The 22,193-nt window shown below is 72.2% G+C and carries 21 protein-coding genes; 6 read left to right on the top strand and 15 right to left on the bottom strand.

The window, feature by feature from the left end:
* Positions 1–55: 55 nt before the first annotated feature.
* Genes ACSNOH_RS09490 through ACSNOH_RS09480 form a run of 3 tightly spaced genes read right to left on the bottom strand, consistent with a single transcriptional unit; the run spans position 56 to position 3,683 of the window.
* Positions 56–970 carry a metal-dependent hydrolase gene (locus tag ACSNOH_RS09490; RefSeq protein WP_436720799.1) on the bottom strand — a complete coding sequence of 305 codons (915 nt, stop codon included), beginning with the start codon at positions 968–970 and terminating at the stop codon, positions 56–58.
* Complete coding sequence (locus ACSNOH_RS09485; RefSeq protein WP_436720798.1) at positions 967–2,823, bottom strand: SDR family oxidoreductase; 1,857 nt, start codon at positions 2,821–2,823, stop codon at positions 967–969. The genes ACSNOH_RS09490 and ACSNOH_RS09485 overlap by 4 nt, the downstream gene beginning before the upstream one ends.
* Positions 2,820–3,683, bottom strand: a complete 864-nt coding sequence (locus tag ACSNOH_RS09480; RefSeq protein WP_436720813.1) for a M24 family metallopeptidase — start codon at positions 3,681–3,683, stop codon at positions 2,820–2,822. The genes ACSNOH_RS09485 and ACSNOH_RS09480 overlap by 4 nt, the downstream gene beginning before the upstream one ends.
* Before the next feature lie 238 nt (positions 3,684–3,921).
* On the opposite strand from ACSNOH_RS09480, the gene ACSNOH_RS09475 reads away from it, so the two are divergent.
* Genes ACSNOH_RS09475 through ACSNOH_RS09460 form a run of 4 tightly spaced genes read left to right on the top strand, consistent with a single transcriptional unit; the run spans position 3,922 to position 7,455 of the window.
* Positions 3,922–4,923: an ABC transporter ATP-binding protein gene (locus tag ACSNOH_RS09475; RefSeq protein ID WP_436720797.1), complete on the top strand. Its 1,002-nt coding sequence runs from the start codon at positions 3,922–3,924 to the stop codon at positions 4,921–4,923.
* Complete coding sequence (locus tag ACSNOH_RS09470) at positions 4,913–5,812, top strand: ABC transporter permease subunit (RefSeq protein ID WP_436720796.1); 900 nt, start codon at positions 4,913–4,915, stop codon at positions 5,810–5,812. Before ACSNOH_RS09475 ends, ACSNOH_RS09470 begins: the two co-directional genes overlap by 11 nt.
* Positions 5,809–6,720 carry an ABC transporter ATP-binding protein gene (locus ACSNOH_RS09465; protein WP_436720795.1) on the top strand — a complete coding sequence of 304 codons (912 nt, stop codon included), beginning with the start codon at positions 5,809–5,811 and terminating at the stop codon, positions 6,718–6,720. Before ACSNOH_RS09470 ends, ACSNOH_RS09465 begins: the two co-directional genes overlap by 4 nt.
* 15 nt (positions 6,721–6,735) lie before the next feature.
* Positions 6,736–7,455, top strand: a complete 720-nt coding sequence (locus tag ACSNOH_RS09460; protein ID WP_436720794.1) for an ABC transporter permease subunit — start codon at positions 6,736–6,738, stop codon at positions 7,453–7,455.
* A gap of 45 nt (positions 7,456–7,500) precedes the next feature.
* Here the strand turns inward: ACSNOH_RS09460 and ACSNOH_RS09455 are convergent, their stop codons facing one another.
* The 3 genes from ACSNOH_RS09455 to ACSNOH_RS09445 form a co-directional block, all read right to left on the bottom strand.
* On the bottom strand, positions 7,501–8,448 hold the full coding sequence (locus ACSNOH_RS09455) for an aminoglycoside phosphotransferase family protein (protein ID WP_436720793.1): 948 nt from the start codon (positions 8,446–8,448) through the stop codon (positions 7,501–7,503).
* A gap of 64 nt (positions 8,449–8,512) precedes the next feature.
* Positions 8,513–9,787 (bottom strand): CynX/NimT family MFS transporter, encoded by a 1,275-nt coding sequence (locus ACSNOH_RS09450; RefSeq protein WP_436720792.1) that lies wholly within the window; start codon positions 9,785–9,787, stop codon positions 8,513–8,515.
* Positions 9,788–9,835: 48 nt separating this feature from the next.
* Complete coding sequence (locus ACSNOH_RS09445; RefSeq protein ID WP_436720791.1) at positions 9,836–10,546, bottom strand: FadR/GntR family transcriptional regulator; 711 nt, start codon at positions 10,544–10,546, stop codon at positions 9,836–9,838.
* 172 nt (positions 10,547–10,718) lie between these two features.
* On the opposite strand from ACSNOH_RS09445, the gene ACSNOH_RS09440 reads away from it, so the two are divergent.
* Positions 10,719–11,465: a rhomboid-like protein gene (locus ACSNOH_RS09440; protein WP_436720812.1), complete on the top strand. Its 747-nt coding sequence runs from the start codon at positions 10,719–10,721 to the stop codon at positions 11,463–11,465.
* Here ACSNOH_RS09440 and ACSNOH_RS09435 read toward each other — a convergent pair.
* The 9 genes from ACSNOH_RS09435 to ACSNOH_RS09395 form a co-directional block, all read right to left on the bottom strand.
* On the bottom strand, positions 11,407–12,222 hold the full coding sequence (locus ACSNOH_RS09435; RefSeq protein ID WP_436720790.1) for an HAD family hydrolase: 816 nt from the start codon (positions 12,220–12,222) through the stop codon (positions 11,407–11,409). The genes ACSNOH_RS09440 and ACSNOH_RS09435 overlap by 59 nt on opposite strands.
* Complete coding sequence (gene serS, locus ACSNOH_RS09430) at positions 12,219–13,496, bottom strand: serine--tRNA ligase (RefSeq protein ID WP_436720789.1); 1,278 nt, start codon at positions 13,494–13,496, stop codon at positions 12,219–12,221. The genes ACSNOH_RS09435 and serS overlap by 4 nt, the downstream gene beginning before the upstream one ends.
* A 659-nt stretch (positions 13,497–14,155) precedes the next feature.
* Positions 14,156–15,091 carry a prephenate dehydratase gene (pheA, locus tag ACSNOH_RS09425; protein WP_436720788.1) on the bottom strand — a complete coding sequence of 312 codons (936 nt, stop codon included), beginning with the start codon at positions 15,089–15,091 and terminating at the stop codon, positions 14,156–14,158.
* Between the two features lie 61 nt (positions 15,092–15,152).
* On the bottom strand, positions 15,153–16,442 hold the full coding sequence (gene efeB / locus ACSNOH_RS09420) for an iron uptake transporter deferrochelatase/peroxidase subunit (protein WP_436720787.1): 1,290 nt from the start codon (positions 16,440–16,442) through the stop codon (positions 15,153–15,155).
* Positions 16,442–18,313 carry a copper resistance protein CopC gene (locus ACSNOH_RS09415; RefSeq protein WP_436720786.1) on the bottom strand — a complete coding sequence of 624 codons (1,872 nt, stop codon included), beginning with the start codon at positions 18,311–18,313 and terminating at the stop codon, positions 16,442–16,444. Before ACSNOH_RS09415 ends, efeB begins: the two co-directional genes overlap by 1 nt.
* Before the next feature lie 25 nt (positions 18,314–18,338).
* Positions 18,339–18,815 (bottom strand): copper chaperone PCu(A)C, encoded by a 477-nt coding sequence (locus ACSNOH_RS09410; RefSeq protein ID WP_436720785.1) that lies wholly within the window; start codon positions 18,813–18,815, stop codon positions 18,339–18,341.
* Positions 18,815–19,468 carry an SCO family protein gene (locus ACSNOH_RS09405; protein WP_436720784.1) on the bottom strand — a complete coding sequence of 218 codons (654 nt, stop codon included), beginning with the start codon at positions 19,466–19,468 and terminating at the stop codon, positions 18,815–18,817. The genes ACSNOH_RS09410 and ACSNOH_RS09405 overlap by 1 nt, the downstream gene beginning before the upstream one ends.
* Positions 19,469–19,582: 114 nt before the next feature.
* Positions 19,583–20,347: a YcnI family copper-binding membrane protein gene (locus ACSNOH_RS09400; RefSeq protein WP_436720783.1), complete on the bottom strand. Its 765-nt coding sequence runs from the start codon at positions 20,345–20,347 to the stop codon at positions 19,583–19,585.
* Positions 20,348–20,655: 308 nt separating this feature from the next.
* The gene (locus tag ACSNOH_RS09395) at positions 20,656–21,471 is read right to left on the bottom strand and encodes a hypothetical protein (RefSeq protein ID WP_436720782.1); all 816 of its coding nucleotides are present in this window, start codon (positions 21,469–21,471) and stop codon (positions 20,656–20,658) included.
* Positions 21,472–21,693: 222 nt separating this feature from the next.
* On the opposite strand from ACSNOH_RS09395, the gene ACSNOH_RS09390 reads away from it, so the two are divergent.
* Positions 21,694–22,164: an ATP-binding protein gene (locus ACSNOH_RS09390; RefSeq protein ID WP_359104275.1), complete on the top strand. Its 471-nt coding sequence runs from the start codon at positions 21,694–21,696 to the stop codon at positions 22,162–22,164.
* Positions 22,165–22,193 lie beyond the last annotated feature (29 nt).

Here is a 22,193-nt window from a genome sequence, read left to right as displayed (position 1 = left end):
GGGCGTCGCCGCGCCGGCCGGGGGGACCGGGCTGCTCGGTCAAGTGTGTCGCTCCTTACGAGAGGGCCGCGCGGCCTATCGCGCCCGCCGCGGTCCGTGCCGCGGGTGAGGTCGCCAGATAGTCCACGGCCCTGCGCAGCGACCCCTCCTTCGAGGGATGGTACGACCGCCGCAGATAGCGCGGGACGGCCGAGCCCAGCTCGCGCCAGCTCGGCAGCAGACCTTTGGCCACGGCCCGGTTGTGCTCGCGCATCGAGTAGCGCATCCGTCCCGCGAGCCGGGGGTCGTTGCGGATCAGGAAGCGGGCGCCCCGGCCCCAGAGGTAGAACAGCACGGGTGCCGTGACGGCCATGCCGAGGACGCGGCGCGCATAGCGCCCGGGGTCCTCGCCGCCGCAGTGCTCGTACATGTCGAAGGCGACGGAGCGGTGTTCGACCTCCTCGGCGCCGTGCCAGCGCAGCAGGTCCAGCATCACCGGGTCCGGCCCGGCCCGGTCCAGGCCCTCCGCCTCCAGCACCCAGTTGCCCAGGACGGCTGTGAACTGCTCGATGGCGGCGATCAGCGAGAGGCGGAAGCGCAGCCACTCTCGCGGTGTCACCGGAAGACCGAACGGCGGCTTCTCGCCCAGCAGGACGTCGAAGAGGTAGTCGACGTGGCGGGTGTACGGGGTGGTGTCCAGGTTCTGGGCGGCCAGGTGGCCGAGCACATAGGCGTGCTGCACGCTGTGCGTGGCCTCCTGGCCCATGAACCCCTTGACGTCCCTCAGCAACACGGGATCCTGCACCAGCGGCAGGGCCTCCTTGAACACCTTGACGAACCACCGCTCCCCGGCGGGCAGCAGCAGGTGCAGGACGTTGATGACGTGCGTGGCGGTGGGCTCGTCCGGTATCCAGTGCAGCGGCGTGGCGTCCCAGTCGAAGGAGACGCGGCGCGGAGCTATCACGTACCCGCCGCGGTGGCCGTCGGTCATTTCTGCTTCTCCTCCGCCGTCTTCTCCTCCGCCGTCTTCTTCTCCGCCGTCTTCTTCTCCGCCGGCCGCGGCAGCGGCGGCTCGATCCGGGCGAGGGCGCGCTGCGCCCACGGTGCGAAGCGGGACATGAAGCGGAGGCCGTGGGCCTCGGGCGTGACGGGCACGACCGCCTGGTTGTGCACCACGGCCCGCAGGACCGCCTCGGCGACCTTCTCCGGCGGGTAGTTCCGCCGGCCGTAGGCCCGGCTCGCCTCGGCACGCCGCCGCCGCTGCTCCTCCTCGGAGACGCCGGCGAAGCGCGTGGCACTGGTGATCGGGGTGCTGACGATGCCGGGGCAGATCGCGGAGACGCCGATCCCCTGCCCGGCCAGCTCCGCGCGCAGGCACTCGCTGAGCATCAGGACCGCCGCCTTGGAGGTGCTGTAGGCGGGGAGGACCCGGGAGGGCTGGAAGGCGGCCGCGGAGGCGGTGTTGACGATGTGGCCGCCCTGGCCGCGCTCGGCCATCTGCCTGCCGAAAAGACGGCACCCGTGGATCACGCCCCACAGGTTGACGTCGAGGGTCCTGCGCCAGTCCTCCGCGGTGGTGTCCATGAAGGACCCGGCGACGCCGATGCCGGCGTTGTTGACCAGCACGTCGACCACGCCGTACTCGGCGGCGACCTTGGCGGCCAGCTTCTCCATCGCCTGCTCGTCCGAGACGTCCGTGCACTCGCCCCAGGCCTCGGGGGCGCCGATCAGCCGGGCCATGTCGGCCGTGCGTGCCGCACCCTCCGGGTCGCGGTCCACGGCCACGACCCGCGCGCCCGCCTCCGCGAAGGCGAACGCCGTGGCCCTGCCGATGCCGCTGGCCGCGCCCGTCACGAGCACCAGCCGGCCGGCGAACCAGCGGGCGTAGGGGTGGGCGGACGCCGCCTCGCGCGGCCGCGCCCCTTCCTGCCGGGCCGTGGCGAACTCGGCGATCCACGCCGCGACCTGATCGGGCCGGGTGCGCGGCACCCAGTGCTTGGCGGCGAGGTTGCGGCGCACCAGGCCGGGTGCCCACTGCTCCAGGTCGTCGTACAGCCGCTCGGAGAGATAGGCGTCCCCGGTCGGGGTGATGAGCTGGACGGGCACGTGGGCGTAGGCATCGGTGCGCGGGCGGCGCAGCCGGGCGAGGACGTTGTCGCGATAGAGCCAGGCGCCGTGCGCGGCGTCCGCCGGCAGTGACTCCGTCGGATATCCGGAGACCGGCAGCTTCTCCGCCCGCGCGAGCATCCTGGGCCACTGTTTGCCCAGCGGGCCGCGCCAGGCCGCCTCCGGCAGCCCGGGGGTGTGCAGCAGGTACACGTACCAGGACCGGGCTCCCTGACCCAGCAGCTGGGCCAGCCGCCGTGGCGTGGGACGGGCGGCCCGCTTGCGGAACCACATCGCAAGGTGGTCGAGGGAGGGGCCGGAGATCGACGTGAAGGAGGCGATGCGCCCCTCGGTGCGCGCGACGGTGGCGAACTCCCACCCCTGCACCGACCCCCAGTCGTGCCCGACGAGGTGCACCGGAGCGTCCGGGCTCACCGCGTCGGCGACGGCCAGGAAGTCGTCGGTGAGCTTCTCCAGGGTGAAGCCTCCCCGCAGCGGCTTGGGCGCCGTGGACCGGCCGCAGCCGCGCACGTCGTACAGCACGACGTGGAAGCGGTCGCTCAGCCGCTCCGCGACCTCCGACCAGACCTCCTTGCTGTCCGGGTAGCCGTGCACCAGAACTACGGTCGGCAGGGAGGCGTCGCCCAGCTCGGCCACGCACAACTCGATCCCGCCCGTACGGATCCGGCGCTCGCGCGCGCCCTCCGGCCCGGCGCCCTTCCCGGCGTGCTCGCTCATGCGGCCCTCTCCTCCTGCCTGCGCCGCACATGCGGCAGATCGTCGTCCAGCCAGAACGCGCTCTCCTCGGGATCCCGGGAGTCGGTGACCACGAGGAGCTCCTCGAACTTCACGCCCGTCCCCCGGAAGCCGAGGTGCGGCTCGACCGCCCACAGACCGGGCCTGGGCGGGTGGTCGGAGAACCGGTAGGGACTCCACAGGGGGGACCAGCCCTCGCGGTGCCCGTGCAGGGCGTCCGAGGCGAGCCCCCTGAGGGCCCGGGTGCCGAACCCGAAGACGTGCGGTGACCAGCGGCGCTCCGGAACGCGGCCCACCTTGTGCGCAATCACGCCGAACGGATAGGCGCGGTGCCGGTTCGCGTAACCCTGGCGGGCCATGAGCCGGTCCACGTCCTCGTAGATCTCGCGCAGGGAGCGGCGCTCGCGGACCCCGCGCAGGACCAGCTCCCGGTGCTCGCCCAGGTCGTCGAGCATGCGGTCGTGCAGCGGGTCGGGGCCGAGGCAGCCGGAGTAGCCGATGTCGGCCGTGAAGCCGCGGTGGACCGGTGCCATGTCGAGGATGAAGGGCATTCCCGGCTCCAGCTGCCGGCCGGTGGGGAAGAACTGCAGGGGCACCCGGAAGCCCGCGAAGGCCGTGCGGTCGCCGAACCAGGCGAACGGCAGGTGGAACCAGTCCCGCACGCCGCGCCCGTGCAGCCACTCCCGCTGCATCCGCGCCGCCTCGCGCTCGGTGACACCGGGTCTGAGCTGGGCGGCGACGGCCTCCGCACAGTCGTACGCCAGGCGCTGGACCTCCCTGAAGCCCTGCAACTCGCCGTTCCGTTCCCGGGGCGCGGATCCCCGGGGCACCGCTGAGGTCATGGCCATTCGTCCGTCCGTCCCGTATGCCGGTTCCGGTACGCGTCCGTAACTTGACAGTGATGAATGTGACAATGACCGGCGGCTGCGTCAAGAGCCGTGCACCGCCTGTGGAAAACGGTCCGCTCGTTACCCGGTCGCTCCCGGCCGCCCTTCCCGCCCCGCCCTCCGGGCCGATTCCCCTACGGGTGCATCAGACCTGAGGAGTACACGGAAGCAGTCATCCGGTCTGACGTCTGCTGTGGCGCGCGCCACTACCGTCGAAGGTGTGACTGTGATCGCTACCGAAAGCCTCAGCAAGCGGTTCCCCCGGGTGACCGCTCTTGACCGGCTGTCCGTCGACATCACGCCGGGCGTGACCGGCCTGGTGGGCGCCAACGGAGCCGGCAAGTCCACGCTGATCAAGATTCTTCTCGGGCTGTCCCCCGCGACCGAGGGCCGCGCCACCGTGCTCGGCCTCGACGTCGCGACCGAGGGCGCCGCCATCCGCGAGCGCGTCGGCTACATGCCCGAGCACGACTGCCTGCCGCCCGACGTGTCGGCCACCGAGTTCGTCGTCCACATGGCGCGGATGTCCGGCCTGCCCGTCACCGCCGCCCGCGAGCGCACCGCCGACACCCTGCGGCACGTCGGCCTCTACGAGGAGCGGTACCGCCCCATGGGCGGCTATTCGACGGGCATGAAGCAGCGGGTCAAGCTGGCCCAGGCCCTCGTCCACGACCCCCGGCTGGTGCTGCTGGACGAGCCCACCAACGGCCTCGACCCCGTCGGCCGCGACGAGATGCTCGGCCTGATCCGCCGCATCCACACCGACTTCGGCATCTCGGTGCTGGTCACGTCACACCTGCTCGGCGAGCTGGAGCGCACCTGCGACCACGTCGTCGTCATCGACGGCGGCAAGCTGCTGCGCTCCTCCTCCACCAGCGACTTCACCCAGGCCACGGCTTCCCTCGCGATCGAGGTCACCGACTCCGACGCCCACCCGGACGGCACGGCGGCCCTCGCCGCCGCGCTCACCACGGCGGGCCTCACCGTCCAGTCCGCCGGCCGCTCCGCCGAGTACGCGGCGGCCGGCTCCGGCCACGTTCTCCTCGTGGACGTCACCGGCGACGACGTCTACGACCTCGTGCGCGACGCGGTCGCCGGCCTCGGGCTCGGCCTCGTCCGCATGGAACAGCGCCGCCACCGCATCGCGGAGGTCTTCCAGAGCGCACACGAAAGGGGCAGCACCCATGCCGCCTGAGACCGCCTCCGCACCCGCGCAGGACGTCATCCACAACATCGGCTACCGCAACTACTCCGGCGCCCGCCTCGGCCGCTCCTACGCCCGCCGTTCGCTCTTCTCGCAGAGCCTGCGCGGCGCGTACGGCCTCGGCCGCTCGGCGAAGTCCAAGGTGCTGCCGATGATCCTGTTCGGCGTGATGTGCCTGCCCGCCGCCATCATGGTGGCCGTCGCGGTGTCCGCCAAGCTCAGCAAGCTGCCGGTGGAGTACACGCGCTACGCGATCATCATGCAGGTCGTCATCGGCCTCTTCCTCGCCGCGCAGGCACCCCAGTCCGTCTCGCGCGACCTGCGCTTCAGGACCGTGCCCCTGTACTTCTCACGGCCCATCGAGCGCGTCGACTACGTGACGGCGAAGTTCGCCGCGATGGTCTCCGCCCTGTTCATCCTCACCGCAACGCCCCTGCTGATCCTGTACGTCGGCGCCCTGCTGGCCAAGCTCGACTTCGCCGACCAGACGAAGGGGTTCGCACAAGGACTGGTCTCCGTGGCCCTGCTCTCCCTGCTCTTCGCCGGCATCGGCCTGGTGGTCGCCGCGCTCACCCCGCGCCGCGGCTTCGGCGTCGCCGCGGTCATCGCCGTGCTGACCATCTCCTACGGCGTGGTGAGCACCGTCCAGGGCATCGCCCTGCAGCGCGACAGCGTCGACGCGATCGGCTGGATGGGCCTCTTCTCGCCCATCACCCTCATCGACGGCGTGCAGACGGCGTTCCTCTCCGCGAGCTCCGCCTTCCCCGACGGGCACGGTCCCAGCACCGCCGCGGGCTTCGTCTACCTGCTCGTGCTCCTCACCGTGATCGCCGGCTCGTACGGGCTGCTGATGCGCCGCTACCGAAAGGCCGGGCTGTGACCTCGATCCGCATCGACAACGTCTCCCGCTGGTTCGGCAACGTCGTCGCCGTGAACGACGTCTCCATGACCGTCGGCCCGGGCGTCACCGGCCTCCTCGGCCCCAACGGCGCGGGGAAGTCCACCCTCATCAACATGATGGGCGGCTTCCTCGCCCCCTCGACCGGCACCGTCACCCTCGACGGCGCCCCCATCTGGCGCAACGAGCAGATCTACCGGCACGTCGGCATCGTCCCCGAGCGGGAGGCGATGTACGACTTCCTCACCGGAGCCGAGTTCGTCCGCGCCAACGCCGAACTGCACGGGCTGGGCGAGGCCGAGGCCCGGCGAGCGCTCGCCACCGTCGAGATGGAGTACGCCCAGGACCGCGCGATCAGCACGTACAGCAAGGGCATGCGCCAGCGCGTGAAGATGGCCTCCGCGCTCGTCCACGAGCCCTCCGTGCTCCTCCTGGACGAGCCCTTCAACGGCATGGACCCGCGCCAGCGCATGCAGCTGATGGACCTGCTCCGCAGGATGGGCGCCGAGGGCCGCACCGTGCTCTTCTCCTCGCACATCCTGGAGGAGGTCGAGCAGCTCGCCACCCACATCGAGGTCGTCGTCGCCGGCCGGCACGCCGCCTCCGGCGACTTCCGCAAGATCCGCCGGCTGATGACGGACCGCCCGCACCGCTACCTCGTCCGCTCCAGCGACGACCGCGCCCTGGCCGCCGCCCTGATCGCGGACCCGTCGACTGCGGGCATCGAAGTGGACGTCCAGGAAGGCGCCCTGCGCATCCAGGCCGTCGACTTCGGCCGCTTCACCGCCCTGCTGCCCCGGGTCGCCCGGGAGCACGGCATCCGGCTCCTCACGGTCTCGCCCTCGGACGAGTCCCTGGAATCGGTCTTCTCCTACCTCGTCGCGGCCTGAAAGGAGCCCAGCGCCATGTTCAACGCCACCGTCGCGCGGCTCACCTACCGGGGCCTCCTGGGCCGCCGCCGCGCCTTCATCCTCTTCGGGCTGCCCGCCCTGCTGCTCGGCGTCTCGGTCGTCGTCCGCGTGCTCGTCGGCGCGGACGACGGCACGGCGGGCAGTGTCCTGGGCGGCTTCGCGCTCGCCACGATGGTGCCGCTCATCGGCGTCGTCGCGGGCACCGGCGCGATCGGCCCGGAGATCGACGACGGCTCGGTCGTCTACCTCCTGTCCAAGCCGGTCAAGCGGCCCACGATCATCATCACCAAACTGATCGTCGCCATCGCCGTCACCGTCGTCTTCTCGGCCGTTCCCACGCTTCTCGCGGGCTTCATCCTCAACGGCAACAGCCAGCAGATCGCGGTCGCCTATGCCGCCGCGGCGGCCGTCGCCTCCATCGCCTACAGCGCGGTCTTCCTGCTGCTGGGCACCGTCACCCGGCACGCCGTCGTGGCCGGCCTGGTCTACGCCCTGGTGTGGGAGTCGCTCTTCGGCAGCCTCGTCCCCGGCGCGCGCACCCTGAGCGTCCAGCAGTGGTCGCTCGCCCTCGCCCAGCGCATCGGCGCGGACGGCGCCGTCACGTCGGACGTGGGGCTGCCGCTGGCCCTCGTCCTGCTCGCCGGCGTGACGGCGGCAGCGACGTGGTTCGCGGGCCGGAAGCTGCGCTCGCTGACGCTCGCCGGGGAGGAGTGAACCTCATTCCGCCGGGCCCGTTCCGCAGGGCCCGTTCGGCGGGCCTCAGCCTCGTATGACGTGCCGCTGCAGCGCCCGGGCGATCTCCACCTGCTCGGGCGCAAGCCCGTCCTCGCCGTCCTCGACGTCCCACAGGGCGTTCTGCAGCACCCGGCCCAGCGTCCAGCGGGCGGCTCGCTGCCGGTCCAGCCCCAGCACCTCGGTCATCAGGTCGAATCGCCGCAGCACGGCCCGTTCCACATCCCCGGTCGCGGTGATGTCGTCCCAGCGGTCGCGCAGCGCGGGCAGCAGTTCGAAACCGGCGTCACCCATCAGCGGCTTGGGGTCGATGGCGAGCCACGGCTCGCGTGCGGAGCCCGGCTCGGGAGCGAGGACGTTGTCGTAGTGGAGGTCCCAGTGCAGCAGCTGACGGCCGGGCTCGCCGATGACCTCCCGTACGGCTTCCGCGCACGTCTCCACCAGCCGGCGCTCCGCGGCGTCCCGCAGTTCCGGCAGGGCCGCCGGCACGTCCGCCAGCATGGCCCCGGCGACATCCGCGAGGGACCGCAGCCCGGCGGGCACGGGAGCCGTCAGCAGCCGGGCCAGCAGCTCGGAGAGCGTCTGCAGGGATGCTTCGGCGTCGCGTACGGACAAGAGTGAACGGTTTGCGTCCAGCCGCTCCAGCAGCATCGTGCCGGTCGCCTCGTCGTGGTCCAGGAGCGCGACCGCACCATCGCCGCCCCAGGCCCGCAGAGCGGCCGGCTCACCGACGCTCTCGTCCGTGACGGGCTGGAGCTTGAGCGCTGCCGGGGAGCCGTCCTCGCGCCGCACGGGCAGGACGAGGGCGACCATGCCGTGCGAGGCCGGACCGTCGAGACGCAGGCCCCAGCGGTCGAGGAACCGGCCGGCCAGCTCCGGCAGGGCGGCGACCCAGGAGCGGCCCTCCTCCCCGTCGAAATCCTCGTGGAATCCGGCGAGTTCGGCAGGGACGGTGATGCGGTGAGCGGCGTGCATGGGCAGCGGTCTCCTCACGACGGGTGGGCAGGGGCCCCGGGAGGCCTCCTGCCCGCCCAACGTCTCAGATCTTCCGATCGCGCCCGGCGCCCATCGCGAGGAGCAGCAGCGCCGCGCACGCGACGAGCAGCAGGGCGATCGGAAGCGTCCAGCTGTCCGTCGCCTGATGGACCGCGCCGATCGCGAACGGGCCGACGGAGGCGAGCAGATAGCCCCACGTCTGCGCCATGCCCGACAGCCGGGACGCCGTGTGGGCGTCCCGCGTGCGCAGCACCATCAGTGTCAGGGCGAGGCCCAGCAGACCGCCCTGCGCCACGCCCATCAGCGTCGCCCAGACCCATGCGCCCTCCACGGGGGCGGTGAGCAGGCCGGTCACACCGGCGGCCATGAGGACGACAACACCGGCGCCGATCGCCCGCTGGTCGCGCATCCGCCCGGCCACCATGGGCACCACGAACGAACCGGCCATCTGCACCAGGGTGTAGAACGCGTAGACCATGCCGGCCTCGCTCTTGCTCATCCCGTGGTCGGTGAAGACGGTCGGCATCCAGGCGATGCACACGTACGCGACCAGCGACTGGGTGCCCATCATCAGCGTGACCTGCCAGGCGAGCGGCGAGCGGGTCAGCTTCGCGCCGTCCTGCCCCGTCCGCACGGGGGCGGCGGCCGCCTGGCCGTGCCGGGTGCCGCGGCGCGCGATGACGGCCTGCGGGATCCAGACGACGGCCGCCACGGCGGCGAGCAGCGCCCAGGAGGCCAGGGAGCCCCGCCAGCCGCCCAGGGCGTCCTCCAGCGGCACGGACAGGGCGGCGGAGCCGGTGGCGCCGAGGATCAGCGTCGTCGAGTACAGCGCGGTCATGCTCGCGGCACGGTCCGGGAAGTCCCGCTTGACGAGCCCGGGCATCAGGACGTTCAGCAGGGCGATGGCCGTGCCGACGAGCGCGCAGCCGGCGAACAGGGCCACGACCGGGGGAGCGACGCGCAGCAGGATGCCGCCGCACAGCAGCAGGAGAGCGCCGCACAGGACGGCCTCCGTGCCCCAGCGGCGGGCGAGCTTCGGCGCGACGATCGAGCCCAGGCCCATGAAGATCAGCGGAATCGTGGTGACGAGGCTGCCTGCCGCCGCCGCCAGGTGGAAGTGGTCGCTGATCTCGCCCATCAGGGGGGAGACGCCCGCGAGGGCGGCCCGCATGTTGAGCGAGGCGAGGACGATGCCCGTCATGAGGAGCGCCGGGTGGGCGCGCAGGGTGCGGCGGGCGGCGGCCACGGGCGGCGCGGGGGCGAGGTCCGTTTCCGCGTCTATCAGGGGGTCGAGTGTGTCCGGCCTCGTTTCCGACATGGGGTGCCTTTCCAGGGACGTGCGTAAGGGGGTGAGGGTGAACGGAGGTCAGCCCTCGCCGAGGAGGTTCTCCACGGCCTGCTTGGGGCGCTCCAGGAGCGCCCTGGCGGCCCGTGCGGCGGCCTCGGGGTCGCCGGAGGCGATGGCCTCCATGAGGGCGTGGTGGTCGCCGTGGATGATGCGCGGCATGTCGCGGTCGCCGAGCGCGGTGACCAGCGCCTCGCGGACGGAGCTGCTGAACCAGGCGTAGGTCGCGGTCAGCGCGCTGTTGTGCGCGGCCTCCACGACCGCGCGGTGGAACTCGACGTCGTGATCGGCGTAGAGCTCCAGGCTGCCGGAGTCCGGCTGGCCCTCGGAGTCCTCGAAGGCCGTCTGGGCGTCCAGGGCGGCCCGCATCCGCTCCAGGTCGGCGGGCTCGTGGCGCAGGGCCGCGAGCCGGGCGGCCTCGGCTTCCAGCGCGATGCGCAGCTCCAGCACGTCGCGCACTCCCGCGCGCTGCACGCCGCGCATGATCTCGGCCGGGTCGGCCATGGAGACCACGAAGGTGCCCTCGCCCTGCCTGGAGCGCAGCATTCCGGCGTGCACGAGGACGCGGACGGCCTCGCGGACCGTGTTCCGGCCGACCTGGAGCTGTTCGGCGAGCGCGTGCTCGGTCGGGATCCGGCTGCCGATCTCCCACTCGCCGGCCGTGACCTGGGCGCGCAACTGTTCCACGACGGTGTCCACGAGGGACTGCCGTCCCGCTGCCCGCAGTGCCATTCGTCCTCCGGTCCCGGCCTCGGCCGCGATGATTCACCCGATTGCCCAGTCATCCTACAACTCCGCGTCCCCGGGACCGGGCGGCTACCGTCGAAGGGTGCGTGGACGGGACGAGCGCCCCGGCTCCGGCACGCCCGGCCACAGGCCGGCCGTCGCCGCCCGCGCCGCTTCCCTGGTGCGGGACGGGGTGCGCTCGTGGGTCGCGTCCTCGCCCGGGACGCACATCTGGCTGCTCGTCATCGGCATCACCAGCCTCGTGATCGCGGCGGCGAGCCAGGACCTGCAGACGTTCCTGCTGCACCGCAACAGCAGCAACATCCACCAGCTCACCAAGCATCCGCTGCAGTCGCTCCTGATCAGCGGCTTCTGGATCGAGAACCCCTCGTCGTTCCTGCTCTACGCGGCGCTCTTCGAGCTCCTGCACGCGAACGTCGAGCGCTGGACCGGCACCGCCCGCTGGCTGTTCACCGTGGGCTTCGCGCACGTCGCGGCGACGCTCATCAGCCAGGAGGTCGTGCTGCTGTCGATAGAGGAGCACTCATTGCCGCGGTCGATGAGGAGAGTGGTCGACATAGGCGTCTCGTACGGGCTCGCGGCGGCCGCCGGGCTCCTCACGTACCGGATGCCGCGGCCCTGGCGGTGGGTCTACCTCGCCGGTGTGGTGCTCTTCTTCGCCGTCCCGCTGGTCACCGGCGGCACCTTCACCGACGTGGGGCACGCGGTGGCGGCGGCGATCGGCCTGGGCTTCCGGCAGCTCACGCACGGCCGCCCGCCGTGGGACTTCAGGAGCGTTCCCGAAGCCCTGCGGCGGGCGGTGAGTGCCGTGGGAGGCGCATCCGGCCGGGCGGGCCGGAGCGGCCTCAGCCGTACAGACGCTCCAGGACCACGGCGATTCCGTCGTCCTCGTTCGAGGCGGTGACCTCGTCGGCGACGGCCCGCAGCTCCGTGTGGGCGTTGGCCATGGCCACGCCGCGGGCCGCCCAGCCGAACATCGGTATGTCGTTGGGCATGTCGCCGAAGGCGATCGTGTCGGCGGCCTTCATCCCGAGCCGGCGCGCGGCCAGGGACAGCCCCGTCGCCTTGCTCAGGCCCAGCGGCAGCAGCTCCACGATGCCCTCCCCCGCCATCGTCACCCCGACCAGGTCGCCCGCGGCCGCGCGGGCTGCGGCGGCCAGGGCGTCGTCCCCGAGCTCGGAATGCTGCAGGTAGAGCTTGTTGAGGGGCTCGGCCAGGAGCTCGTCCCGGTCGTGGCTCACGACGACCGGGAGCGGGCCCTCCTGGACGCGGTAGCCCGGGGTGACCAGCACCTCGCCGTCGAGGCCGTCACGGCCCGCGGCGAGGTGCAGCGGGCCGGTCTCGGCCTCGATCTTGGCGACGGCCAGTCCGGCGATCCGGCGGTCCAGCGTCACCGACGTCAGCAGCCGGCGCTCGCCCGCGTGGTAGACCTGCGCGCCCTGGGCGCACACCGCCAGGCCCTGGTAGTCCAGGTCCTGCAGGATGTGCCGCGTCCACGGGACGGCCCGCCCCGTGACGACGATGTGCGCGGCGCCCGCCTCCGTGGCCAGCTTCAGGGCTGCACGCGTGCGCTCCGAGACGCTCTCGTCGGAGCGCAGCAGGGTGCCGTCGAGGTCGGTCGCGACGAGGCGGTACGGCAGCTCGGCCGCGGCGGGGCTCACTTGGCGACCGGCTCGAGCACCTCGCGCCCGCCCAGGTAGGGGCGGAGCACCTCGGGGACGCGCACCGAGCCGTCGGCCTGCTGGTGGTTCTCCAGCAGCGCCACGATCGTGCGCGGCACCGCGCACAGGGTGCCGTTGAGCGTCGCCAGCGGCTTGACGGTCTTGCCGTCGCGCATCCGGACGGACAGGCGGCGGGCCTGGAACTCGTCGCAGTTGGAGGTGGACGTCAGCTCGCGGTACTTGCCCTGGGTCGGGATCCAGGCCTCGCAGTCGAACTTGCGGGAGGCCGAGGCGCCGAGGTCACCGGTGGCCGTGTCGATCACCTGGAAGGGCAGCTCAAGGCTGGTCAGCCACTGCTTCTCCCACTCCAGCAGGCGCGCGTGCTCGGCCTCGGCCTCCTCCGGCGCGACGTACGAGAACATCTCGACCTTGTCGAACTGGTGGACGCGGAAGATGCCGCGGGTGTCCTTGCCGTACGTGCCGGCCTCGCGGCGGAAGCACGGCGAGAAGCCGGCGTAGCGCAGCGGCAGCTGGTCGGCGTCGAGGATCTCGTCCATGTGGTACGCCGCGAGCGGCACCTCGGACGTGCCCACCAGGTAGAAGTCGTCCTTCTCCAGGTGGTAGACGTCCTGGGCGGCCTGGCCGAGGAAGCCCGTGCCCTCCATGGCGCGCGGCTTGACCAGCGCGGGCGTGAGCATCGGGGTGAAGCCCGCGGCCGTGGCCTGGGCGATGGCGGCGTTGACGAGCGCGAGCTCCAGCAGCGCGCCGACACCCGTCAGGTAGTAGAAGCGCGAGCCGGAGACCTTGGCGCCGCGCTCGACGTCGATGGCGCCGAGCAGCTGGCCGAGCTCCAGGTGGTCCTTGGGCTCGAAGCCCTCGGCGGCGAAGTCGCGAGGGGTGCCCACGGTGTCCAGGACGACGAAGTCGTCCTCGCCGCCGAGCGGCACGTCGGGGTGGACCAGATTGCCGATCTGCAGCAGCAGGCGCTGCGCCTCGGCGGCGGCCTCGTCCTGCTCGGCGTCGGCGGCCTTGACGGCGGCGGACAGCTCGCCGGCCTTCTTCAGCAGCGCGGCCTTCTCGTCGCCGGCGGCCTTGGGGATGAGCTTGCCGAGCGCCTTCTGCTCGGAGCGGAGTTCGTCGAAGCGGACGCTGGACGACCTGCGCCGTTCGTCGGCGGAGAGAAGCGCGTCGACGACGTCGACATCCTCTCCACGGGCGCGCTGGGAGGCGCGCACACGGTCGGGGTCCTCACGAAGCAGGCGAAGGTCAATCACCCCTCCAGGCTACCGTTGCGCACGCGATCACTCGACGGCATATTCCTCTTGGTGGCGATTTGCCCTATTTTGGGCGATCGGAAAAGGCTGTGCATAATCAGTGGCCCGGCTGATCGCGAAGCGCCGGAAAACCCCCGGGAGGGGTGGCGGTGGGAATGGGTGCGCTTTTGCTGAAAAACGGGCATAGCGGCAGCGATCGCTGCTGACCGGCTTGCGGGCGGCGGGAGTTGGGGCGCGCCTTGTCCACAGGAGGTGATCCCTCCGCTTTCTTTGTCCACAGGCTGTGCGCGAAATCTGTGGACACCGGAATCGAACGTTCCGTCCGCTTCTGCCCTCCGCCGTGTATTCGTTGTCAAACCTCGCGCGGCCACTCATTCGGGTGGTATTGCCTCGCTCCAAAGGGTTATTCGCAGACATTCCGCTGACGAATGGCGGCGATGCAGCCCGATCGGGTGGACCTAGGTGCTGTGGATGACGACCCTGTGGCTAGAGCGATTTGTCGACCTTGACCGATTCGCAGGTCCGTACACCCGCCTCGCTCTGTCGACTTATCCCCAGGGCGGGACCCCCCTGTGGATAACTCTGGGGATGTCGGCTCCGAGGGCTACCGTCGGAGCGTGGACAACGAAGCCCCGATGGACAGCGAAACCATGATCGTCTTAGGCGCGGCCGTCCAGGCAGCGCGCCAGCCAGTCCGCCGCCGTGACGAACTCCTCGTCCGAGGTGCCGTAGCGCGCGGGCCCCACCTCCGCCGGCGTCACGCCCGCCCGCGGATAGGAGCCGAGGAACCGCACCTGCGGGCAGATCCGGTTCAGGCCCATCAGCGCCTCGCCGACGCGCCGGTCGGCGATGTGCCCCTCCGCATCGATCGCGAAGCAGTAGTTGCCGATGCCCTCGCCCGTCGGCCGCGACTGGATGAGCATCAGGTTCACCCCCCGCGTCGCGAACTCCTGCAGCAGCTCCAGCAGGGCGCCCGGGTGGTCCTCGCGCAGCCACACCACGACCGACGTCTTGTCCGCGCCCGTCCGCGCCGCCGGCCGGGCCGGGCGGCCCACCAGCACGAAGCGGGTCTGCGCGTTCTGCGCGTCGTGGATGTCGGTGACCAGCGGCTCCAGACCGTACGTCGCCGCCGCGAACTCCCCGGCGAAGGCGGCGTCGAAGCGCCCCTCCTGCACCAAGCGCGCGCCGTCGGCGTTGGAGGCCGCCGACTCCCACAGCGCGTCCGGCAGGTGGGCGGCGAGCCACTTGCGCACCTGCGGCTGAGCCACGGGGTGACCGGTCACGGTCTTGATGTCCGACAGCCGCGTCCCCGGCCGCACGAGCAGCGCGAACGTGATCTGCAGCAGCACCTCGCGATAGATCATCAGCGGGGAGCCCGTGGTGAGCTGGTCGAGGGTGGCGGTGACACCGCCCTCCACCGAGTTCTCGATCGGCACGAGGGCGGCCGCCGCCTCACCGCTGCGCACGGCGTCCAGCGCGGCGGGCACGGACACCATGGGCACCAGCTCCCGCGTCGCCGCCTCCGGCAGCGTCCGCAGGGCGGCCTCGGTGAAGGTGCCCTCGGGGCCCAGATAGGTGTAGCGGCTGGCCGACATCACGCTGGCTCCTCGATCGTCCGGTGGCTCGCCACGATACCGAGCGCCCGAGGGCGGGCCGTCAGCCCTCCAGCAGCCGCTGCCCCACGTACTCGCCCGGCTCGCAGCCGCCCGGCACCGCGAAGAGGCCGCTCGCCTCGTGCCGCAGGAAGCGGGAGAGACCGTCCCCGCGGTCCAGCTTCCGCTGCACCGGCACGAACCCCTTCATCGGGTCCGCCTGCCAGGCGACGAACAGCAGACCCGCGTCCGGAGCCCCGTCGTCGAGGAAGCCGTCATGGTAGGAGAACGCCCGCCGCAGCATCGACGCCCCGCGGTTCGACGCCGGCGACGCCACGCGGATGTGCGCGTCACCGGCGATCGCCAGCGACCCGTCCTCACGGACCTTGTTGAGGTCCGGCCGGGTCGTCTCCGTGCCGCCGGACAGCGGAGCCCCGTCCGACTTGCGGCGCCCGATCACCTTCTCCTGGCGCTCCAGGGAGAGGTGGTCCCAGGTGTCGAGCAGCATGCGGATGCGCCGCACCACGGCGTACGAGCCGCCCGCCATCCACTCGTCCGCGCCGCTGCGGTCCTGCGGCACGTAGATCTTCGTCGCGAAGCTCGGGTCCGAGGGCTTGGGGTTGTTCGTGCCGTCGATCTGGCCCATCAGGTTCCGGCCGGTCATCGGCCGGGAGGTCGCGCCCGGAGTCCGGTTGAAGCCGTTCATCTGCCAGCGCAGCCGTGCCGTCTTCCCGGCCTGCTGCTGGAGCAGCCGCAGCGCGTGGAAGGCGACGAGCGGGTCGTCGGCGCCGATCTGCACCCACAGGTCGCCGTTGCTGCGCTTGGGGTCGAGCGCGTCGGCGGTGAAGTCGGGCAGCGGCTCCAGCGCGGCGGGCCGCTTGGAGGTGAGGTCCGTCCGGTCGAAGAACGTCCGTCCGAAGCCGAAGGTGACGGTCAGCGAGGAGGGGCCCGCGTCGAGCGCCACCCCGGAGTCGTCGCCCTTGGGCGTCCTGCCGGCCGTCATGTCGGCCGCGGTGGCCGACCAGCGGCGCAGCAGGGCGGCGGCCGCCTTGCGGTCGGCCCCCGGCGCGAGGTCGAAGGCCACGAGGTGGCCGCACGCCTGCGCGGGATCGGCGATCCCGGCCTGGTGCGGCCCGTAAAAGGGTCTGCTCGCGGAGCCGACGCCGTCCAGCGGGGCCGGCTCCTTGCGGACGGTCCCGGCCGCGAAGGCCCCGGCCGCGCCGCCCGCGACGAGCCCGGCCGCGCCCGCGGCGCCGGCCGTGCCGAGCAGCCGGCGGCGGCTGACGCCGGCCGCCTTCGCGGGCTGCTCAGCGTCCTGGTGTGTCTCCTGGGAATCCTGGGATCGTTCAGCCATCAGTTGATCTTCACGTTCCTGATCTCCGTGATCTGGTCGATGTCGGAGGTCCGTACGGTCAGGGTGAGCTGCCACGTGCCGGCCATGGGCAACTGGAAGCCGGTGGCCCGCCAGCGGCCGGCGGACTCGCGTGCGAGGGCCGTGCGCAGCGGGCCGATGTTCTTCTGCTTCTCGGTGAAGGACACCTCCAGCTCCGGTACGTCCACGGCCTTCCCGGCCGGGTCGGTCACGGAGACGTCGAGGGAGTTGTTGCCCGAGCGGGCCGGATCGATACGTATGAGGGCCGTGCCTCGCCCGTTCGCGCCACCCGTGTCGTACGGGACGCGGACCTCGGCCGGGCCGGAGGCGGCCGGAGCGGTGGTGCGGGCTCCGCCGGATGCGGCCGTCCGGCGCTGTTCGGTCTCGGCCCGGCCCGGCTGGGTGCCGGTGAGCAGGGTGGTGACGGCCAGCAGGACGACGGCGACCCCGGCCTCGGCCAGGACGGCGCGGCGCAGGCCGCTGCGCGGCTCGTCGGCGTCGCGCTGCCGGCGCCCGGCGGCCTTCTCCAGGGCCTCCCGCTGGCGTGCGAGCTGGGCGGCCCGCTCGGGGGTGGCCGCGGCCCGGACCGCCTTGGCCACCGGGAGCGGCTTCTTCGCCGCCGGGCGCCCGTCGGTCAGGCGGCCCGTCCAGCGCCGTGAGAAGGAGGCGAGGAGGACCATGCCCGCCACGAGAGCGATCTTGAGGAGGAGCCACCGGCCGTACTCCGTACCGGTGAGCGCGCCCCACGAGCCGACCTGCCGCCAGGACTGGTAGAGCCCCGTCGCCACCAGCACGCACACCGCGGTGAAGGCGAGCCGGGAGAAGCGCTGCACCTCCGCACGGCGTACGGGCTCGCCCGACCACAGCGCGGCGAGCAGCGCGGCGAGGCCGCCGAGCCACACGGCGACGCCCAGCAGGTGCAGGACGTCGACCGGCATGGCCAGCCACGGCTGGAGGCCCGCCGAGGCGTGCTCGGCCATCGCCCAGGTCGCCGCGAGCCCGACGGCGACGACGGTGCCGCCGATCGCGAGCCCGTAGGCGACGTCGCGGCGCTCGATGCTCGTGCGGTCGCCGTCCTCGCGGGCGTACGAACCGAACAGCACGGCCAGGAACACCGCCGCGGCGCTCAGCAGCAGCAGACGCGAAAGCAGCGCCGCACCCGGTTTCGTGGCCAGCACGTCACCGAGGAGAGTGAGGTCGAAGGAGGAGCCGAGACCCTTGCCGCCGGTATAGGGGCCGCGCAGCAGCAGGAGCGCCGACGTCGCGCCGAAGAGGGTGATCCAGCCGCCGACCGCGATCCGCTGCACGGACCGGGAGGACCGGCACACGCCGGCGAACACGCAGCCGCCGACGAGCAGGAGGTAGCCCGCGTAGGCCGCGTACCGCCCGGTCGTGTAGAGCGCGTCGACGACCGGGTCGGGCTCGGCCGCCGTCACTTTGGCCGCCGTCTTCGACGGCGCGCCGATGGAGAAGGTGAAGGCCCCGGCCACCGGGTGGCTGTCCGCGGAGACGGCCTGCCAGGCGATGGTGTAGGTGCCGTCGGCGATCCCGCCGGCGAGACCGACGGCGGCCGTGTTCGACTTGCCGTCGACGTGGGCGGGCTTGCCCTCGTCCACGCGCTTGCCCTGCGGGTCGAGGACCCGCACCGAGTCCGCGCTCAGCAGGACGCCCTCGGAGAAGGCGAGCTTCACCTGCCGGGGCGCGGCCGGCACCACGGAGCCGGAGGCCGGGTCCGTCGAGGTCAGCGCGGCGTGCGCCGAGGCGCCGGCCGCGCCGGGCCCCAGCGCGCACACCAGCGCGGCGAGCAGCGTGCCGAGGACCGGCAGCAGCCGCCCGGCGGTCAGGGTCTTCATCGCACGTCAGTCCTTCGCCGGCTCGTCAGTCCTTGGGACGGAACGTCGTGGACTCCACGGGCACCCGGACCTTGACCGGCCCGGCGGTGGCGAAGTGCAGCGTGAACTCGACCTTCTCGCCGACATCCGGCTTGTGGTCGAGCTTGCCGAGCATCAGGTGCGTACCGCCGCGGGTGAGCTTCAGCTCGCCCTTGGCCGGCACGTCGAGCGAGGTCGCGTGCTTCATCTGCGAGCCCTCGGTGGTGTGCATGGTGATGTCACCGGAGAGAGGGCTGGTGACCTTGGTGAGCCGGTCGGCCTTGGCGCCGTCGTTGGTGACGGTGAGGTAGGCCGCGGCCATGTCGGTCATCGCGGGCTGCGGCAGGTAGGCGCCGCTGACGGACAGCTCGGGCTTGCCGGAGCTCAGGGCGTCCTTCTCGGACTGGCAGCCGGTGAGCAGCAGGAGCCCTCCGGCGAGGACGAGCGGCAGGGTGGCGGCGGTGGCGGCGGTGGTCTTGCGCATTACGGGTTCTCCCCCTTGATGATCTTCGGGAGATCCTTGGAGTACTGGTCCTTGGTGGTTTCGGTCGTGTAGATCCAGTGACCGCTGTCGTCCTTCGGCGAGAAGGCGACGACCTCGGCCCCGTGGCTGACGGTGATGGAGCCGTCCTTCTCCTTCTTCGGCTTCTCCACGAAGATGCCGATCCCCTTCGCCGCCGCCTGGATGGTGGCGAAGTCGCCGGTGAGGCCGACTATGTCCTGGCCGCCCTGGGCGTCCAGCCACTCGCGCATCCGCTTGGGCGTGTCGCGCTCGGGGTCGGTGGTGACGAAGACGACCTGAAGCTTCTCCTGCTCCTCCTTCGGCAGGGTCTTCTCGGCCGCGGCGATGTCGGCGACGACGGTGGAGCAGACGTCGGGGCAGTAGGTGTAGCCGAAGTAGAGCAGGAGCGGCCGGCCCTTGGTCTCGTTGACCAGCTCGTACTTCTTGTCGTTCGTGTCGGTCAGGACCAGGTCCGGCTTGGTCTTCGGACTGTCCAGGGTGATCGCGGACTTCTTGGGCGCGGCGGAGACGTCGGCGAGGGGCTTGTCGCCGCCGTCGTCCGAGCCGCCGCCGCAGGCGGTCAGCGTGAGCGCGGCGGCCGTGGCCAGGGCCGCGCCCAGGATTCTGGTGCGCATGGAGCTCTTCTCCAGGGGGTGGGTCGGTGGTGCGGGGCGGGGCGCGGGCGACACCCGTGGCGGGCCGGCGCCCCGGCCGGTCGGCATGAACCGCTCGTCGTGAACCGGCGAGTGTCAGGCGGCCGTGCGGCGGCGTCCGGCGAGCAGGCCGAAGGCGACGCCCGCCGCGCCGATGACGATGCCGGCGACGCCGAGGACGCGGGCGGTGGTGTCACTGCCGCCGTCGCTCTTGTCCGACGCGGCGGACGCGTTCGCGGCCTTGTCGTCGGCGCCCTTGCCGCCGGTCTTGCCGCTGGTCTTCGCGTCGTGGTCGTCGCCCTTGCCGGCGGCGGCGCCCTTGGCGACGAGCTTCAGCGTGGGAGCCGGGTGCTCGGCCTCGGCGCCGCCCGGCTTGGACGGGTCGATCCAGCGGACGACGTCGTCGTCGGAGTAGGTCTGGAGCGCCTTGAAGACCAGCTCGTCGGCGTCGTCGGGCAGCTTCCCGACGGACAGCGGGAACTGCTGGAACTGGCCGGGCTCGATCTTGCCGCCGGACCAGGTGATCTTGCTGACGGCCTCGTCGATGGTCTTGCCGTGCATCTGCAGCGGCTTTTCCAGCTTGGCCTTCTCGACCTTCACCTCCCAGCCGGGGACCGGCTGGGGCATCACCGAGGCGAGCGGGTGCTTGGGGTCGAGGGTGACCTCCAGCTTCACGGTCGAGGCGTTGTCCTTCTCGTTGGGCACCTTGAAGGCGATGGTGCTGTAGCCGCCCTTCTCGGCGGTGCCGGGCGCCACGGAGACGTGCGCGGCGGCGGGGCCGGCGAGCAGCAGGACGGTGCCGGCGGCGACGGCGCCGATGAGGGGGAGGCGGTGGCGCGGGCGGGCGGACTTGGCGTGCATGGGGACGCTCCAGAGGCAGGAGGGATCGAAAGTGGTCGGACTCGATCACTCGATCAGGGGTGATCGGAAGGCGACGGGAAGGGGAGGGGTGGCACGCGTGCGGTGGTGACGACGACGGTGCGACCGCCCTCCTGCCCGGGATGCCTCCCTGCCCGCTCTGTCGCACTGCGGACAGGCACGGCCCACGGCCGTACGCGAGCACGCTCAGGGGAACTGGGCGCGCGACGGCTCGGGAAAGGGATGTCGAAGCGTCGGAACGGGGAAGCGTCGGGGCGTCGGAACGCCGGAGATACGGCGGTGGTGCGTCGTCAGGCCGCGAGCGCGAGGGCCGGCGGGCCCCGCCTGATCACGGAGTGCTGGAGCGCCGGTTCCGCCGCGGGGCGCTCCTCGGCCGCGTCCGTGCGCGGAAGGGCGGCCGCGGGTCTGCCGGCGCACAGCTCGTGCAGGGCGCCGACGAGCGCAAAGGCGATCCGCAGGGCCTGGACGAGCACGGTCTCCGCGACCTCGCGCGCCGACTGCTCCGAGAGCGCGATCACCCGCCACAGCGCCACTTCGCCGCGGCGCAGCAGCCAGCCCGCGGCCAGCGCCGCGAGCAGGTGGCCGAGGAGCATCGGGAGCGAGAGGGGCAGCGCGTCGAGCAGCGACCCGGAGGCCGTGCCGCCGTGCGTCCCCGGGACGGGGCCGGCGGCCGTGGCGCCCTGCTGCAGGGGGTGGACGGCCGGGTCGAGACCGGCGTCCGTGATGACCCGGCGGGCGGCGGAGGCGGACATCATCTGCGGCTGGTTGCAGATCAGCTTCGAAGCGAAGTCGATCATCCGGCCCTCGGAGGCCGTTTGCCGCGGTGCCATGCCGGCGCTCTGCTGACCGGCGGCGAAGAGCGTGTGCAGCGCGAGCTGGCCGGCGGCCAGGCCGGCCGCGATCGACGGCAGCGAGCGCTCCCGCCCCGCCAGCGGCACGGCCACGGCGAGGACGGCCAGGAATCCGGCCGCGAGGCTCCACAGCGGCACCCGCGCGCAGGAGGCCAGCACATGCCCGCCCGCGGACAGCAGAACGCAGACCGCGGTGAACACCGCGGCCCGGATCAGTCGCAGATCGGCGCCGACACGCCCGACGGGGTGAGACATGGCTGCGCCATCATCCCACCGGGCCCGGGACTCCCCTACAGCAGGGGGCGCTCGATCTCCACCCGGAAGGGGCGCACCGGCGCACTTCCGTACGCCGCCATACACCGATGCATCCACCGGGCGCGTCGTCCGAATGAGCGGTCTCACACACTCGGGAGGCTTACGGGGCGTCAGTGCTGGCTATACGTATCGGTATGTCGAGCCGCGGCCAGGAGGCTGAGCATGAGCATTTGGTGGTCACTCCATCTGCGGCGCGAGGCCGCGAGCGTCCCGCTCGCGCGACGGTTGCTGGTAGGCGCCATGGAGACCGCCGGGGTCGACCCGGACATCTCGTATGATCTTTCGCTCGCGCTGAGCGAGGCGTGTGCGAATGCCGTCGAACACGGCGGCGATTCCTCGACCGGCTATCTCGTCACGGCGTTCATCGACGGCGACACCTGCCGGATCGAGGTCACCGACTCGGGCCCCGGCTTCCCGGAGCAGCCCCGCTCGCGCGAACGCCGCAGCAGGCTTCCGCAGCCGCCCAGGCCCCTGGCCCCCGCCGAGGACGAGCACGGCAGGGGCCTCTTCCTGATCGAGTCGCTCACCGACCACGTCCGCGTCCGCAACCGCCCGGGCCGGCAGGGCGCCGTCGTCACGTTCGACAAGATCCTCAAGTGGAGAGAGGACGCGGCGCTGCTCCGCGCCTCGTGAGCCCCGTCGAGAGCCCCGTCAGGAAACCG

This window comes from Streptomyces sp. URMC 127 (genome assembly GCF_051386535.1).
In the GTDB taxonomy this organism is placed as follows: Bacteria; Actinomycetota; Actinomycetes; order Streptomycetales; family Streptomycetaceae; genus Streptomyces.
The sequence above is the reverse complement of the archived record's forward strand: the minus strand, read 5'-3'. Positions and strand labels throughout refer to the sequence as shown.

Excerpts from the sequence above, each read along its gene's own strand:
- ACSNOH_RS09490 (WP_436720799.1), bottom strand. The coding sequence starts at position 970 with ATGACCGACGGCCACCGCGGCGGGTACGTGATAGCTCCGCGCCGCGTC.
- ACSNOH_RS09485 (WP_436720798.1), bottom strand. The coding sequence starts at position 2,823 with ATGAGCGAGCACGCCGGGAAGGGCGCCGGGCCGGAGGGCGCGCGCGAG.
- ACSNOH_RS09480 (WP_436720813.1), bottom strand. The coding sequence starts at position 3,683 with ATGACCTCAGCGGTGCCCCGGGGATCCGCGCCCCGGGAACGGAACGGC.
- ACSNOH_RS09470 (WP_436720796.1), top strand. The coding sequence starts at position 4,913 with ATGCCGCCTGAGACCGCCTCCGCACCCGCGCAGGACGTCATCCACAAC.
- ACSNOH_RS09460 (WP_436720794.1), top strand. The coding sequence starts at position 6,736 with ATGTTCAACGCCACCGTCGCGCGGCTCACCTACCGGGGCCTCCTGGGC.
- ACSNOH_RS09455 (WP_436720793.1), bottom strand. The coding sequence starts at position 8,448 with ATGCACGCCGCTCACCGCATCACCGTCCCTGCCGAACTCGCCGGATTC.
- ACSNOH_RS09450 (WP_436720792.1), bottom strand. The coding sequence starts at position 9,787 with ATGTCGGAAACGAGGCCGGACACACTCGACCCCCTGATAGACGCGGAA.
- ACSNOH_RS09445 (WP_436720791.1), bottom strand. The coding sequence starts at position 10,546 with ATGGCACTGCGGGCAGCGGGACGGCAGTCCCTCGTGGACACCGTCGTG.
- pheA (WP_436720788.1), bottom strand. The coding sequence starts at position 15,091 with ATGTCGGCCAGCCGCTACACCTATCTGGGCCCCGAGGGCACCTTCACC.
- efeB (WP_436720787.1), bottom strand. The coding sequence starts at position 16,442 with ATGGCTGAACGATCCCAGGATTCCCAGGAGACACACCAGGACGCTGAG.
- ACSNOH_RS09415 (WP_436720786.1), bottom strand. The coding sequence starts at position 18,313 with ATGAAGACCCTGACCGCCGGGCGGCTGCTGCCGGTCCTCGGCACGCTG.
- ACSNOH_RS09410 (WP_436720785.1), bottom strand. The coding sequence starts at position 18,815 with ATGCGCAAGACCACCGCCGCCACCGCCGCCACCCTGCCGCTCGTCCTC.
- ACSNOH_RS09405 (WP_436720784.1), bottom strand. The coding sequence starts at position 19,468 with ATGCGCACCAGAATCCTGGGCGCGGCCCTGGCCACGGCCGCCGCGCTC.
- ACSNOH_RS09400 (WP_436720783.1), bottom strand. The coding sequence starts at position 20,347 with ATGCACGCCAAGTCCGCCCGCCCGCGCCACCGCCTCCCCCTCATCGGC.
- ACSNOH_RS09395 (WP_436720782.1), bottom strand. The coding sequence starts at position 21,471 with ATGTCTCACCCCGTCGGGCGTGTCGGCGCCGATCTGCGACTGATCCGG.
- ACSNOH_RS09390 (WP_359104275.1), top strand. The coding sequence starts at position 21,694 with ATGAGCATTTGGTGGTCACTCCATCTGCGGCGCGAGGCCGCGAGCGTC.